The following is a 13,381-nucleotide window of genomic DNA, read 5'->3' on the forward strand; positions in this document are numbered from 1 at the left end:
CGCACAATCTGCGGGTTTCGCCGCGGCGCATGCGTCCCTACAATAAAGGGTCCGCAGAACGAGCCTAGCCCCATGCGTTTTTCCAAGACCCTGTTGCGTGTACTGCGCCCGGCCGAAATCGGCGGGCTGTTGATGGACTCCGCCAAGCAGTGGTCCACCCATCGCGCCTCCAGCAAGGGCGCGGCGCTGGCGCTGTACATGGTGTTTTCGCTGGCGCCCATGCTGATCCTGGTGATCGCCGTGGCGGGCGCATTTTTTGGCGAGGATGCGGTGCGCTCGGAACTGTTCACGCAGTTGCGCGATTTGATCGGCGACCGCGGCGCGGAGGTGATCCAGACGGTGCTGGCCAGCGCCCACGAATCGGGCGGCGGCTGGATCGCGGCGCTGATATCGATTTTCGTGCTGATCTTCAGCGCCACCACGGCCTTCGCGGAATTGAAGGCCAGCCTGGACGAGCTGTGGGAAGTTTCCGCCAACCAGAAAAGCGGGCTGCACGGCATGGTGCGCAGCCGCATGCTGTCGTTCGGCCTGGTGCTGGTGCTGGCGCTATTCCTGCTGGTTTCACTGAGCGTGAACGCGGGCCTGGCCGCGGCGCGCAGCTATTACGGCGATTTGTGGACCGCGTCGTCCTTCGCGCTGGTGGCGGAGTGGATCTCCAACTTTTTTTCCTTCTCCATCGTGGTGGCGCTGTTCGCGGTGATCTTCAAGCTGCTGCCGAGTGCCAAGATTTCCTGGCCGGACGTGATACCCGGCGCGATCGTGACGGCGGCGCTGTTCCTGGTCGGCAAGTGGGGCATCGGCGTCTATCTCAGCCGTGGCGCGGCGGTGTCGGCGTACGGCGCGGCGGGATCGCTGATCGCGCTGCTGCTGTGGATCTACTATTCGGCGCAGATCTTCTTCTTTGGCGCGGTCTTCACGCGCCAGTTCGCGCTGCGCTTTGGCAGGAACAGCGCGTCCGCGCCAGCGCCGGCAGACTCAACGGCGGCGCCGGACGCCTGAATCCGACGCCGTCAGGCAGCGGCGTCGTCCTGTTGCTCCAGCCCCGCCATCAGACGCAGGCATTTCAGGAACACCGGCCGCAGCTCCTCCGGTATCGGCGCCAGCACTTCCGCTTCCACGGCCGCGTCCTGCGGCAGGATGCGCGCCAGCAGCGCGATGCCCTCTTCGGTGATCTCCAGCGCATAGGCCCGGCCGTCCTGGGCCGAGCGCTTGCGGCGCACATAGCCCTTCTTGGTCATGCGGGCGATCATTTCGGCAAAGGAATTGCGGTCCAGCGCGATCAGTTCGGCGATGCGGTTCTGGGTCGCACCGGGATTCTGGTAGACGGTGATCAGCAGCGCCTTCTGGCGCGGGGTCAGGTCTTCGTCGGGAAAGGCCTGCGCGAACAGGGCTTCGGCGCGGAAATGAGCCCGGCGCAGCAGATGGGACGCGACCTGGGTCAGATCGAACGCCTGCAAGGCCTGGGGAGCGGCCTGGTCGGCAGGGGCACGTCGGGATGTAGCGGTCATCGGGCTTCCAAGGGATGGATGTCAGCGGTCATGGCATTGTTCCGCAGTTCTATAAGATAGCTCACGCCCCTTTCAGGCTTCATCATGTCCTGCCTTTCCGGTAGTCGGTCAACCCCACGCCGGTATGGCGCTTGAAGAACTTGCCCAAATAGGAGGCGTCGGCGAAATGCAGCTCCTCTGCAATCTGCTGCACGGATTTCCCGGGCTGGGTAAGGCGCTTTTTTATCTCCAGCACGACCTGCCTGTCGATCAGCGTCTTGGGCGCGTCGTTGAAGAACCTCCTGCTCAACTGCGACAGGTAGTACGGAGTGATGTGCAGCAGCCCTGCATAGAATGCCACCCCGCGCTGTTGCACGCAGTGCTCCGAGATCAGTTCCCAGAATTTCCAGCAGACCGCCTCCGATCTGCTGAAGTCATTCTGCGTCCCGGCCCCAAGGCCTTCCGTCTTTTCGCAGATCCACAAGAACAGGTTTTGGACATGGTTGACGATCATGGTCCGCTTGTAGGTCCCGCACTGCTCATGGATCAGCGCGGCCTGGCCCTCCCAGGCCCTTGAATAACGTGGCGACAGCTTTTCCGCGGCGAAGAACGGCGAACGGCTCAAGAAGGAAAACAGGCTGTTGGGCAGGGCGTGCGCAATCTCCGCGGCGATCGACCGGTTCATCAAATAGCAGACGCACGAAAAGTCATCCGACTTGCGTTTGATGAGCGCGATGGAGTCTTCTGCCAGGACCAGCAGATCGCTTTTCTTCATGCGGTGTGGCTTGAAGTTCACTTCCCACTCAGCGCTACCTTCGCGGCAGATCAACACCGCCACATACGACAACGCCAAGGGGTGCCCCACCTGTCCGTCGAACTCATTGAGACCGATGCAGAAGTCTTCGAGGCCCGTATACGAGAGTTGAGAGAGAGTTTTCATTTATGCATAAATTCTAAAGGAATCCTCATAAATTTCGGCTCTTTGTTTTCATAATTACCTAATCTACTCAAGACTGTCTGTTATCAATCGCGTGGGCAACTCCTAGAATTCCAGCTGTTGTTTTCATTGCCGAAAGGAAGGGAAATCATGCTGCGCACCGAACGCCTCATCTTGCGGCCCTGGCACACCGACGACGCGCCGAGCCTGTTTGAGTATGCGAGCGACGAACGGATCGGCCCCGCCGCGGGCTGGCCCCCGCATACAAGCGTCGAACATAGCCGGGAGATCATCCAGACGATTTTTTCGCGGCCACTGGCCTATGCCTTGACACTGAAGGCAGACAACACCGCCATAGGCCTGGTGGCGTTGCTCATGGGGAAGGACAGCAATTTCGACATTGCCGATGATGAAGCCGAAATCGCGTATTGGATCGGCGTGCCGTTCTGGGGCCACGGACTGATTCCTGAAGCCGTCAGGGAGCTGATGCGCCACGCGTTTGAAACGTTGAACTTCAACGCGCTATGGTGCGGCTACTTCGCCGACAACGAGAAGTCGCGCAAGGCCCAGGAAAAGTGCGGCTTCAAGCATCATCACACCGAGGAGAACAAGTTCAATCAGTTCATGAACGACTACCGGACGGAGCATGTCAGCCGCATCGGCAAGGAAGAATGGCAGACGCTGGCGGCTTCGAAATCGCATTGACTTGAGGAGGGCTGCTGTCTATGATCCAAAATATAGTACGTATACGTATTTATTTTGCATCCCGACCGAGCCCTGCACATGACGATCCGACAATTGCGCAACTACATCGACGGCCGTTTTGAAGACGGCGCGTCCACCTTCGACAAGCACAGCCCGGTGGACGGGCGCCTGATCGCACAGGTCCACGAAGCCGGCCGCGACCAGGTGGACCGCGCGGTGGCGGCGGCGCATCGCGCCCTGCCGGCCTGGGCCGGGTTGCCGGTAGCCGCGCGCACCGACCATCTGCTGGCGCTGGCAGACGGCATTGCGCGGCGCTTCGATGATTTCCTGCAGGCCGAGATCGGCGACACGGGCAAGCCCGTGGGCTGGGCCGGGAAGATCGACATTCCACGCGGCGCGGCCAATTTCCGCGCCTTCGCGGAACTGGCACGCACGCTGGACATGGAAAGCTATATGACGGACACCCCGGACGGCAGGCAGGCGTTGAACTATGCCTACCGCAAGCCGTTGGGCGTGGTGGGCGTGATTTCGCCCTGGAACCTGCCGCTGCTGCTGCTGACCTGGAAGGTGGCCCCCGCACTGGCATTCGGCAATACGGTGATCATGAAACCGTCCGAAGTCACGCCGTCCACGGCCACGCTGCTGGCCGAGGTGGCGCACGACGCCGGACTGCCGGCTGGCGTATTGAACCTGGCGCACGGCTTTGGCCCGAACTCGGCGGGCGAATTCATGACCACGCACCCGGACATTGACGGCATCACCTTCACCGGCGAATCGGCCACGGGCGCCGCCATCATGCGGGCGGTTGCCCCCGGAGTGAAGCCGGTGTCCTTCGAACTAGGCGGCAAGAACGCGGCGCTGGTGTTCGCCGACGCCGACTTCGATGCGGCCGTGGACGGCGTGACGCAATCGGTGTTCGCCAATTGCGGGCAGGTCTGCCTCTGCACCGAGCGCGTCTACGTCGAGCGTCCGATCTACGAGCGCTTCGTCGCGGCGCTGGCGGCGCGGGCGGAAGCCTTGCGCATCGGCTGGCCCATGGATCCCGCCACGGAGATGGGGCCGCTGGTGTCGCGCGAGCATCGCGAGAAAGTGCTGTCGTACTTTGCCTTGGCGCGCGAGGAAGGCGCGACGGTGGTAGCGGGCGGCGGCGTGCCGGTATTCGACGATGCGCGCGACGACGGCGCCTATGTGCAGCCCACAATCTGGACCGGCCTGCCCGAGACTGCCCGCTGCATCAAGGAGGAAGTCTTCGGCCCGGTTTGCCACGTGGCGCCCTTCGATACCGAGGAAGAAGCCATCCGCCTGGCCAACGACACACGCTATGGGCTGGCGGCCGCGGTCTGGACCCAGAACCTCACGCGCGGCCACCGGGTGGCGCAGGCGATGAAGGTCGGACTGGCCTGGGTCAATTGCTGGTTCCTGCGCGACCTGCGCACGCCCTTCGGCGGCAGCGGCCTGTCGGGCATCGGCCGCGAAGGCGGACGCCATTCGCTGCATTTCTATACCGAACCGACCAACGTCTGCATTAAGCTCTGACCCATCCACGCAAAGGAAGACGCGATGAACCAGTCCCAGACAAGTCAACCCGGCCAGCCCGGCGTCAGCGCCACCGTCGTCGCCGGCAAGGCCACGCCGCGCGGCAAGTATCCGCACATCAAGCGCGCCGGTGATTTCCTGTATGTCTCCGGCACCAGCTCGCGCCTGCCCGACAACCGCATCGCGGGCGCCGAGGTCGACGCGATGGGTACCGCCACGCTGGATATCCGGGTGCAGACGCGCGCCGTCATCGAGAACATCCGCGACATCCTGGCCACGGCCGGCGCCACGCTGGCCGACGTGGTCGAGATCAGCACCTTCCTGGTCAACATGAACGACTTCGGCGGCTACAACCAGGTGTACGGCGAGTACTTCGACTCCGACGGCCCGGCCCGCACCACCGTCGCGGTGCATCAGCTGCCGCACCCGCAGCTGCTGATCGAGATCAAGGCCGTCGCCTACAAGCCGCAGGCGCGCTAGCGGCGCATGTCGGACTTCCGCATCACGCCCAACGCGCTCAGCCGCAAGCTGAAGCTGCACCAGATGCAAATCTTCGAACGCGTGCTGGCATGCCGTTCGCTGTCGCGCGCCGCCAGCGAGCTGCACCTGACCCAACCCACCGTCACCAAGGCCATCCACGAACTGGAAACCTTCTTCGGCGCCCCGCTGTTCGAGCGCTCCAACCGCGGCGTCACGCCGACGGAACTGGCCGTGGTGCTGGGCCGCCGGGTCCACGCCATGATGGCCGAGATCCGCTACATGGCCGACGACATCGACGCGGTACTGGGCGGCGCCAGCGGCCACGTGGTGGTGGGCACGCTGATCGCCGCGTCCGCCAAGCTGCTGCCCGAGGCCATTGCGCGCCTGATGACCGCGCACCCCGGCATCCAGGTCAGCGTGCGCGAAGGACCGACCTCGCAGTTGCTGCCCGCGCTGGCCACGGGCGACCTGGACATCGTGGTCGGCCGCCTGCCCGGCGCCGACATGGCAGCCATTTCCGGGGTGGCCGTGGACCATCACAAGCTGTACCGGGAGGAGCTATGCCTGGTGGCGCGCGCCGCCCATCCGCTGGCCGGCGCGCCGCCCGCGGCGCTGGCTGAACTGGCCGACCACATATGGATCCTGCCCGCCCCCAGCTCGCCGCTGCGCGCCTCGATCGAGCGCAGCTTCCTGGACGCCGGCCTGCGCCTGCCGGCCCGGCATGTCGAGTCGCTGTCCCTCCTGACCAATATCGGCGTGCTGATGCACAGCGACGCACTGGCGCTGCTGCCCTACGACGCGGCCGCGCCGTTCCTGGCCACGGGCATGCTGGCCCGATTGCCCACCGACGCCTTTGGCGCATTTGGCGACGTGGGCTACTCGGTGCGGGCGGACCGCCCGCTGACGCCCGCGTGCCAGCGTTTGGTGGACTATCTGAAGCAGATCGCGGCCCAACGCGCCGAAAGCGGCGGCTGAAGATCGGCCCAGGGTTATCCCGCCATAGACAACAGGCATATCCGGCGGCGTAATTTCTATTGTGCAGGCCCGCAAGGTCCCGCCTAGACTGCGGGCTATGGGGCAGCCCCGGTCCGCCCCCTGACTCCCGGAGATCCTCATGCCCGCCTATGGCCCGCCACTGAATTTCCAGCGCTGGATCGACGATCACGCGCACCTGCTCAAGCCGCCGGTCGGCAACCAGCAGATCTGGCAGGACGCCGACTTCATCGTCACCGTGGTCGGCGGCCCGAACCATCGCACCGACTACCACGACGATCCGCTGGAAGAGTTCTTCTACCAGTTGCGCGGCAACGCCTGGCTGTCGCTGTGGGTGGACGGCAAACCGGAGCGCGTGGACCTGAAGGAAGGCGACATCTTCCTGCTGCCGCCGCACGTGCGGCATTCGCCGCAACGCCCCGAGACCGACAGCGCCTGCCTGGTCATCGAACGCCAGCGCCCGCAGGGCCTGCTGGACGGCTTCGAATGGTATTGCCCGCAATGCGGCAGCCTGGTGCATCGCGTGGAGGTGCAGCTCAAGAGCATCGTGACCGACCTGCCGCCGCTGTTCCAGGCCTTCTATTCCAGCACCGAGAAGCGCACCTGTCCCGGTTGCGGCGAGATCCATCCGGGCAAGGGACACGCGCCTGCCGCACAGGCGGCTCCGGCCTAGCCGCCCTGTCCCACCTGGCCGCAATCCGTCAGGCTCCCGACCGACTTCCTTTCTATCTGCACATGACCCAGAAAATCGACATGCACGCGCACTTCTTCCCGCCGATCACCCGGCAGGAAGCGGCGGCGCTGGACCCCGTCAACGCGCCCTGGCTGCGGCTGGACGGAGACGGCTCCAGCGGCCAGATCATGGCGGGCGAGCGCCCCTTCCGCCCGGTGGACGCCACCTTGTGGGATCCGGCTTTGCGCCTGGAGCAGATGGACCGCAACGGCGTGGACCTGCAGATCCTGTGCGCCACGCCCATCATGTTCGGCTATTCCTACCCGGCACAGGCCGCCGCCGACTGGGCCGCCCGCATGAACGATCTGGCGCTTGAGCATTGCGCCCATGCGCCGGCGCGCCTGAAGGCGCTGGCGCAGGTGCCGCTGCAGGATCTGGACCTTGCCTGCAAGGAAGCGTCTCGGGCCCGCGCCGCCGGCCACCTGGGCGTGCAGATCGGCAACCACGTCGGCCCGCGCGACCTGGACGACGAAACCCTGGTGCAGTTCCTGATCCACTGCGCCAACAACGACATCCCGGTACTGGTGCACCCCTGGGACATGATGACCGACGGCCGCATGAAGAAATGGATGCTGCCGTGGCTGGTCGCCATGCCCGCCGAAACCCAGCTGGGCATTCTGTCGCTGATCCTGTCCGGCGCCTTCGAACGCATTCCGCGTAGCCTGAAGCTCTGCTTCGCGCACGGCGGCGGCAGCTTCGCCTTTCTGCTGGGCCGCGTGGACAATGCCTGGCGCCATCGCGACATCATCCGCCAGGACTGTCCGCAACTGCCCTCTTCCTATACCGACCGCTTCTACACCGACAGCGCGGTGTTCGATCCGCGCGCGCTGCGCCTGCTGATCGACGTGATGGGCGAAGACCGCGTGCTGCTGGGTTCGGACTATCCGTATCCGTTGGGCGAGCAGGAAGTGGGCAAGCTGGTGACCCACGCCGGCCTGCAGCAGGAAGTGCAGCAGAAGATCCTGTGCCGCAACACGGTGGAGTTCTTCGGCCTGGAGCGGCGCGCCGGGTGACCTAAACGGCCCGAAAGAATGGCTGCGATCACGCCACGGATTGCAATGGCGCGAACGGCGGCAAGGCCACCCCCAGCCTGCCGCTCCATTCGGCCATCTCAGCCTTGAGCGCCGGCGGCACCGGAATCCCCGTGGCCTGGCGCCGCGCCTGCGAGGCCAACTCGGGATCGCCCGGCATTCGTGGCGAGCCGGGCTGCGCCGCCAGTTCGGCCGCCATGCCCGCCGCCACCGCGGCCAGCACAGCGCCGCCTGCGAAGCGGGCGGGATCGATGGCGATGAAGAACGCCCCCAGTTCGCGCGGACGACCCAGCTGCTCGTACATGGGACCGATGTGCGGTCCGTGGGGATTGCCATTGAGCGGCCCGCACAGCAGTTCAACCATCATCGCCAGGCCATAGCCCTTGTGGCCGTACTCGCCACCCAGGGGCGTCAAGGCGCGGACGCGCGCAGCATCGGTCACGCCTTGCCCCTCGGCATCCAGCGCCACGCCCGCGGGCAACTCCGTGCCGTCGCGGCGCGCGTTCATGACGCGATTCCACGGGATTGAAGTCGTCGCCATGTCCAGGCACAGCGGCTCGCCGCCTTGCCTGGGAAAGGCGAAGGACACGGGATTCGTGCCGAAATACGGCTGCCGGCCGCCGAACGGCGCGGCGATTGCGTCGGAATGCGTGAAGGCGATGCCTATCAGTCCTTCCCGGGCTGCCGCGCGCGTGTACAGGCCGATGGCGCCGCAATGCGAAGAATCGCTGACGCCGACGGCGCCCACGCCAGCCTCGCGCGCCAGCGCCATCGCGGCCTCGTTGGCGCGGTGCGCGACCACGATGCCATGGCCCCTGCCGCCATGCGCCTGCGCGGTAGCCGGACCGCTCTGCTCGATACGGATGGCCGGCCGCGCCAGGATCGAGCCGTGGACGATCCGGTTCAGATAGTGCGGCAGCCGGGCGATGCCATGCGAGTCGATGCCCCACAAACTGGTCTGCGCCAGACTGGACGCCAGGCAAGAGGCATCGGCGTCGCTGAAATCCAGGGTCTGCAAGCAGGCCTCGCCCCATCGCCGCCACTGCGCCGCGTCCACGCTTTCCTGCCCTGCCATGCTGCGCTCCTTGTGGATGCAGGCGGCATGCCGCCTGCGGTCATGCGGCCGGCGCGGGTTGGACCGAACCTTCCCGTGCCTCGTCGCGCTCCAGGGCCTCCAGCGCGCCCAGCACGCCCAGCGTCCGCAGTCGCTCCAGATGCAAGGCCAACGCGTCGACGAAGACGGGCTTTCTGCCCAGGTCGCCGAAAACCGGCCGGAACCCGGCCAGCACCGTGGCCCGGCGATGCGCTGCCTGCGACGGCGACGAAGCCGTGGCGGCCACGTCGGCGCGCGCCAGCAGCTTGGCCAGCGCCCCGGCCAGTGGATCCTGGATGGAATAGACGTTGCCCTGTTCGTCGTAGCCACGCAGGTAGTGCAGCCATGCGGCCACGGCCATGGCCAGCCGGCTGAAATCGTCGCCCCGCTGCTTGCGGTCACGGATGGCGGCGAGCAGGCGCTGCGGCACCTTCTGCGAACCGTCCATCGCGACCTGCCGGGTGAGGTGCGGCAGTGCCGGATTGGCCACGCGCGCCAGGAAGCGCAGGCGATACTCATCCAGCCCCGACTCCGGAATGCCGCGCAGCGTGGGCCCAAGCTCCAGCCGCATCATGTCGTCAACGTAGCGGCGCAGCGCCGGCGTCGCGGCGGCCTCGCTGTTGGTGCGCAGGCCCAGCATCGAACCCAGGTAGGCGAATGCGGAATGCGGCGCGTTGACCATGCGCAGCTTGAGGCGTTCGTAGGGCGCGGCGTTGCGCACGAAGCTTGCGCCCGCGGTGTCCCAGGCGGGCCTGCCGGCCGCGAACTTGTCCTCGATGACCCAGTTCAGGAACGGCTCCCCAACCACGGGCCAGGCGTCCTCGAAGCCCAGGCGGTCCGCCACGCGCGCGCGATCTTCGTCCTGCGTGCCCGGCACGATGCGGTCCACCATGGAATTTGGAAACGTGCACTGGTTGTCGATCCACGCGGTCAGGCCGACATCGACCCGCAGCGCGAAGGCCAGCACCAGGCTGCGCAAGGTGTCGCCGTTGGCGTGCAGGTTGTCGCAGGACAGCAGCGTGACCGGCGGCAGGCCGCGCTCGCGCCGCAGCGCCAGGCCGTACACCAGCATGCCTATGGTGCTGCGCGGCCTGACCGGATGTTCCAGGTCGTGCGCGATGTCCGGGTCGTCCCAGCACAGGTGGCCGGTGGACGGTTCGTGGCTGTAGCCCTTCTCGGTGACCGTCAGGCTGACGATGCGGGTCTGGGCGGAGGCGATGCGCTCCAGTACCGCCTGAGGATCCTCCTCGGCCACCACGATGCGCAACACCGACCCGACCACCCGCAGTTGTTCCCGCGTCTGCCCATCCGGACCGGCGTCGCGCAGCGCCAGGGTGTACAGGCCGTCCTGCGGCGTCAGCGCATCGCGCGTGGCCGGGCTGCGCAGCGAAACCCCCACGATGCCCCAGCTAAGATCCCCGCTGGCGGCCATGGCCAGGTCGGTCACGGCCGCCTGATGGGCGCGGTGGAAGGCGCCTATGCCTAGATGCACGATGCCGGGCGTGACCCTGCTGCGGTCATACGCGGGGGATTCCACATCCTCGGGTAGATGCGACAGTGACTCCGAGTTCAAGCGTTCGAGCATGGATTACCAGTGCCATAGTGCGCCATCATGCGCCTGCCGGTTGACCGGCAGGTAGGCGCGTTGGTAGGGATATCTGGCGGCGAGCTCTTCGTCGATGTCGACGCCATGGCCCGGCGCGTCGCCAGGGTATAGCATGCCCTGGTTGAAGCTGTAAGCATGGGGAAACACTGCGTCGGTTTCATCGGTGTGCCGCATGTACTCCTGGATGCCGAAATTCGGCACCCACAGGTCGAAATGCAGGGCGGCCCCCATGCAGGCCGGCGACAGGTCGGTGGCGCCGTGGCAGCCGGTACGCACCTGGTAGAGCGCGGCCAGATCGGCAATGCGGCGCAGATGCGTGATGCCGCCCGCATGCACCACCGTGGCGCGGATGTAGTCGATCAGCTGGTTTTCGATCAGGTCCTTGCAATCCCAAATGGTGTTGAAGACCTCGCCCACCGCGATCGGTGTGACCGTGTGCTGGCGGATCAGCCGGAAGGCTTCCTGGTTCTCCGCAGGCGTGGCGTCCTCCATCCAGAACAGGCGGAATGGCTCCAGCGACTTGCCCAGGCGGCCAGCCTCGATGGGCGTGAGCCGGTGATGCACGTCGTGCAGCAGATGGGTGTCCCAGCCCACCGCATCGCGCACCCGCTGGAACAGGCGCGGCGCGTGGTCCAGGTACTTTTCCGTGGACCAGTCATGCTCGGACGGCAGCGAGCCGTCGGCGGGTTCGTAGAACATGCGGCCGCGCCCCACCCCATAGACCGAGTTCAGCCCCGGCACCCCGCTTTGCGCGCGGATGGCCAGGTAGCCCAGCTCGCGATAGCGCAGTACCTCGTCCACGGTTTCGTCGATGTCGCGGCCATTGGCGTGGCCGTAGACCATGACGCCCGAGCGGCTCTTGCCGCCCAGCAGCTGGTACAGCGGCATGCCCGCGGCCTTGGCCTTGATGTCCCACAACGCCGTATCCACGGCAGCGATCGCGGACATGGTGACCGGGCCGCGCCGCCAGTACGCGCCACGGTACAGGTATTGCCAGATGTCCTCGATCTGCTGCGGGTCGCGGCCGATCAGGCAAGGAATCACGTGCTCGGTCAGGTAGGCCGCCACGGCCAGTTCGCGGCCGTTGAGGGTCGCGTCGCCGATGCCATACAGGCCTTCATCGGTTTCTATCTTCAAGGTAACGAAGTTGCGGCCGGGGCTGCAGACGATGACGCGCGCTTGGGTAATCTTCATGGATGGTCCTGTGGAATGCTGGAAACCCCTGGCCGACGCCGGGCGCCTACATCACCGCGCCCAGCTGCCAAGGCACGAACTCGTTCTGGCCGTAGCCGTGTTCCTCGCTGCGCGTGCGCCGGCCCGAGGCCGTTTCCAGCATCAGACGGAATATGCGCTCGCCCATCTGGGCCACGCTTTGCGCGCCGTCAACCACTTCCCCACAATTGATGTCGATGTCGTCGGACTGCCGCTGCCACAGCGCCGTGTTGGTCGACAGTTTCAAGGACGGCGCTGGCGCACAGCCGTAGGCCGAACCGCGGCCGGTGGTGAAACAGATCAGGTTGGCGCCGCCGGCGACCTGGCCGGTGGCGGAAACCGGGTCGTAGCCCGGCGTATCCATGAACACCAGCCCGCGTTCGCGCACCGTCTCGGCATACTCATACACGTCGGCCAGACGGGTCGTGCCGCTCTTGGCGATGGCACCCAGGGACTTTTCCAGGATGGTGGTCAGCCCGCCAGCCTTGTTGCCAGCCGAAGGGTTGTTGTCCATTTCGGCGTCGTTGCGGGCGCAGTAGTCCTCCCACCAGCGCAGCCGGGCCAGCAGCTTGGCCGCCACCTCGGGCGTGGCCGCGCGCCGGGTGAGCAGATGTTCGCCGCCGTAGATCTCTGGCGTCTCCGACAGGATGGCGGTGCCGCCGTGGCGCACCAGCAGGTCCACGGCCGCTCCCAACGCCGGGTTGGCGCTGATGCCCGAATAGCCGTCGGAGCCGCCGCATTGCAGGCCTACGGTCAGCTTGCCGGCGGGTACGGGCTGGCGGCGGACCTGGTCGGCCTGCGCCAGCATGGCCCGCACCAGCTCGATGCCGTGCTCCACCGTCTTGCGCGTGCCGCCGGTCTCCTGGATGTTGAAGGTATGCAGCAAGCCGCTCTCGCGCAGCCCTTCCTGCTCCATCAGGCCGCCGATCTGATTGGTCTCGCAGCCCAGGCCCAGCACCAGCAGGCCCGCGAAATTGGGATGGCGGGCGTAGCCGCCCAGCGTGCGGCGCAAGAGGCGCAAGGGTTCGCCTTCGCTGCCGGTGGCGCAGCCCGCGCCATGCGTCAGCGCCACCACCCCGTCCACGTTGGGATATGCGGCCAGCACATCCGGATGGATGTCGCGGCGGAAATGATCGGCGATGGCGCGCGCGGCCGTGGCGGAACAGTTCACGCTGGTGAGGATGCCAATGTAGTTGCGGGTGGCGACGCGGCCATCGGCCCGCACGATGCCGTCGAACTGGGCGGGTTTGTCCACGTAGTCGGTGGCGCGCGCGTCGGCCCCCACGGCGTAGTCGCGCTCGAAGTCGGAGAACTCCAGGTTCTGGGTATGGACATGCGAGCCGGCCGGGATGTCGCAGCGCGCCACGCCTATGATCTGGTTGTAGCGCCGCACCGGCTGGCCGGCGGCGATGGCGCGCGTCGCCACCTTGTGCCCGGGCGGCACCAGCCCGCGCACGACGACGTTTTCGCCGGCCAGGCGCGTGCCGCCGGCCAGTTGGCGCCTGGCGATCACCACGTTGTCCGCCGGGTGGATGCGTATGACCACGTTATCGGTTTCTGACATGAGA

13 protein-coding genes are annotated in these 13,381 nt (G+C 66.3%); 7 read left to right on the forward strand and 6 right to left on the reverse strand.

Translation table 11 applies throughout. From position 1 onward, the window contains the following. Positions 1 to 72 precede the first annotated feature (72 nt). Complete coding sequence (locus tag AXYL_RS27400) at positions 73 to 999, forward strand: YihY/virulence factor BrkB family protein (protein ID WP_013396137.1); 927 nt, start codon at positions 73 to 75, stop codon at positions 997 to 999. An 11-nt stretch (positions 1,000 to 1,010) separates the two neighbouring features. Here the strand turns inward: AXYL_RS27400 and AXYL_RS27405 are convergent, their stop codons facing one another. Together AXYL_RS27405 and AXYL_RS27410 are read right to left on the reverse strand one after the other, a co-directional pair. After that, a complete protein-coding gene (locus AXYL_RS27405; RefSeq protein WP_013396138.1) occupies positions 1,011 to 1,508 on the reverse strand; it encodes a MarR family winged helix-turn-helix transcriptional regulator in 498 nt (165 codons plus the stop codon). Between the two features lie 82 nt (positions 1,509 to 1,590). Further along, complete coding sequence (locus AXYL_RS27410; RefSeq protein WP_013396139.1) at positions 1,591 to 2,427, reverse strand: helix-turn-helix domain-containing protein; 837 nt, start codon at positions 2,425 to 2,427, stop codon at positions 1,591 to 1,593. 147 nt (positions 2,428 to 2,574) lie between these two features. On the opposite strand from AXYL_RS27410, the gene AXYL_RS27415 reads away from it, so the two are divergent. The 6 genes from AXYL_RS27415 (at position 2,575) to AXYL_RS27440 (ending at position 7,884) form a co-directional block, all read left to right on the forward strand. After that, positions 2,575 to 3,129, forward strand: a complete 555-nt coding sequence (locus AXYL_RS27415) for a GNAT family N-acetyltransferase (protein WP_013396140.1) — start codon at positions 2,575 to 2,577, stop codon at positions 3,127 to 3,129. 78 nt (positions 3,130 to 3,207) lie between these two features. Continuing rightward, entirely contained in the window at positions 3,208 to 4,665 is a 1,458-nt protein-coding gene (locus AXYL_RS27420; protein WP_013396141.1) for a 2-hydroxymuconic semialdehyde dehydrogenase, read from the forward strand. Positions 4,666 to 4,689: 24 nt separating this feature from the next. Next, positions 4,690 to 5,145: a RidA family protein gene (locus AXYL_RS27425; protein ID WP_013396142.1), complete on the forward strand. Its 456-nt coding sequence runs from the start codon at positions 4,690 to 4,692 to the stop codon at positions 5,143 to 5,145. A gap of 6 nt (positions 5,146 to 5,151) precedes the next feature. Further along, on the forward strand, positions 5,152 to 6,120 hold the full coding sequence (locus tag AXYL_RS27430; RefSeq protein ID WP_013396143.1) for a LysR substrate-binding domain-containing protein: 969 nt from the start codon (positions 5,152 to 5,154) through the stop codon (positions 6,118 to 6,120). A gap of 139 nt (positions 6,121 to 6,259) precedes the next feature. Next, the gene (locus AXYL_RS27435) at positions 6,260 to 6,811 is read left to right on the forward strand and encodes a 3-hydroxyanthranilate 3,4-dioxygenase (protein WP_013396144.1); all 552 of its coding nucleotides are present in this window, start codon (positions 6,260 to 6,262) and stop codon (positions 6,809 to 6,811) included. A gap of 62 nt (positions 6,812 to 6,873) precedes the next feature. Next, positions 6,874 to 7,884 carry an amidohydrolase family protein gene (locus AXYL_RS27440; RefSeq protein WP_013396145.1) on the forward strand — a complete coding sequence of 337 codons (1,011 nt, stop codon included), beginning with the start codon at positions 6,874 to 6,876 and terminating at the stop codon, positions 7,882 to 7,884. Positions 7,885 to 7,912: 28 nt separating this feature from the next. On the opposite strand, the gene AXYL_RS27445 is transcribed toward AXYL_RS27440, so the two are convergent. The 4 genes from AXYL_RS27445 to AXYL_RS27460 are packed head-to-tail and all read right to left on the reverse strand — an operon-like array spanning position 7,913 to position 13,377. After that, positions 7,913 to 8,977, reverse strand: a complete 1,065-nt coding sequence (locus AXYL_RS27445) for an Ldh family oxidoreductase (protein WP_013396146.1) — start codon at positions 8,975 to 8,977, stop codon at positions 7,913 to 7,915. A gap of 40 nt (positions 8,978 to 9,017) precedes the next feature. Further along, positions 9,018 to 10,580 (reverse strand): mannitol dehydrogenase family protein, encoded by a 1,563-nt coding sequence (locus tag AXYL_RS27450; protein WP_013396147.1) that lies wholly within the window; start codon positions 10,578 to 10,580, stop codon positions 9,018 to 9,020. Between the two features lie 3 nt (positions 10,581 to 10,583). Next, positions 10,584 to 11,795 (reverse strand): D-mannonate dehydratase ManD, encoded by a 1,212-nt coding sequence (manD, locus tag AXYL_RS27455; RefSeq protein WP_013396148.1) that lies wholly within the window; start codon positions 11,793 to 11,795, stop codon positions 10,584 to 10,586. 46 nt (positions 11,796 to 11,841) lie between these two features. Next, positions 11,842 to 13,377 (reverse strand): UxaA family hydrolase, encoded by a 1,536-nt coding sequence (locus AXYL_RS27460; protein ID WP_013396149.1) that lies wholly within the window; start codon positions 13,375 to 13,377, stop codon positions 11,842 to 11,844. Positions 13,378 to 13,381: the final 4 nt, after the last annotated feature.

It is taken from the genome of Achromobacter xylosoxidans A8 (assembly GCF_000165835.1).
In the GTDB taxonomy this organism is placed as follows: Bacteria; Pseudomonadota; Gammaproteobacteria; order Burkholderiales; family Burkholderiaceae_B; genus Achromobacter; species Achromobacter xylosoxidans_B.

What these genes read in the sequence shown, in the direction of transcription:
- AXYL_RS27400 (WP_013396137.1), top strand. Translation starts at nt 73, where the DNA reads ATGCGTTTTTCCAAGACCCTGTTGCGTGTACTGCGCCCGGCCGAAATC.
- AXYL_RS27405 (WP_013396138.1), bottom strand. Translation starts at nt 1,508, where the DNA reads ATGACCGCTACATCCCGACGTGCCCCTGCCGACCAGGCCGCTCCCCAG.
- AXYL_RS27410 (WP_013396139.1), bottom strand. Translation starts at nt 2,427, where the DNA reads ATGAAAACTCTCTCTCAACTCTCGTATACGGGCCTCGAAGACTTCTGC.
- AXYL_RS27415 (WP_013396140.1), top strand. Translation starts at nt 2,575, where the DNA reads ATGCTGCGCACCGAACGCCTCATCTTGCGGCCCTGGCACACCGACGAC.
- AXYL_RS27420 (WP_013396141.1), top strand. Translation starts at nt 3,208, where the DNA reads ATGACGATCCGACAATTGCGCAACTACATCGACGGCCGTTTTGAAGAC.
- AXYL_RS27425 (WP_013396142.1), top strand. Translation starts at nt 4,690, where the DNA reads ATGAACCAGTCCCAGACAAGTCAACCCGGCCAGCCCGGCGTCAGCGCC.
- AXYL_RS27430 (WP_013396143.1), top strand. Translation starts at nt 5,152, where the DNA reads ATGTCGGACTTCCGCATCACGCCCAACGCGCTCAGCCGCAAGCTGAAG.
- AXYL_RS27435 (WP_013396144.1), top strand. Translation starts at nt 6,260, where the DNA reads ATGCCCGCCTATGGCCCGCCACTGAATTTCCAGCGCTGGATCGACGAT.
- AXYL_RS27440 (WP_013396145.1), top strand. Translation starts at nt 6,874, where the DNA reads ATGACCCAGAAAATCGACATGCACGCGCACTTCTTCCCGCCGATCACC.
- AXYL_RS27445 (WP_013396146.1), bottom strand. Translation starts at nt 8,977, where the DNA reads ATGGCAGGGCAGGAAAGCGTGGACGCGGCGCAGTGGCGGCGATGGGGC.
- AXYL_RS27450 (WP_013396147.1), bottom strand. Translation starts at nt 10,580, where the DNA reads ATGCTCGAACGCTTGAACTCGGAGTCACTGTCGCATCTACCCGAGGAT.
- manD (WP_013396148.1), bottom strand. Translation starts at nt 11,795, where the DNA reads ATGAAGATTACCCAAGCGCGCGTCATCGTCTGCAGCCCCGGCCGCAAC.
- AXYL_RS27460 (WP_013396149.1), bottom strand. Translation starts at nt 13,377, where the DNA reads ATGTCAGAAACCGATAACGTGGTCATACGCATCCACCCGGCGGACAAC.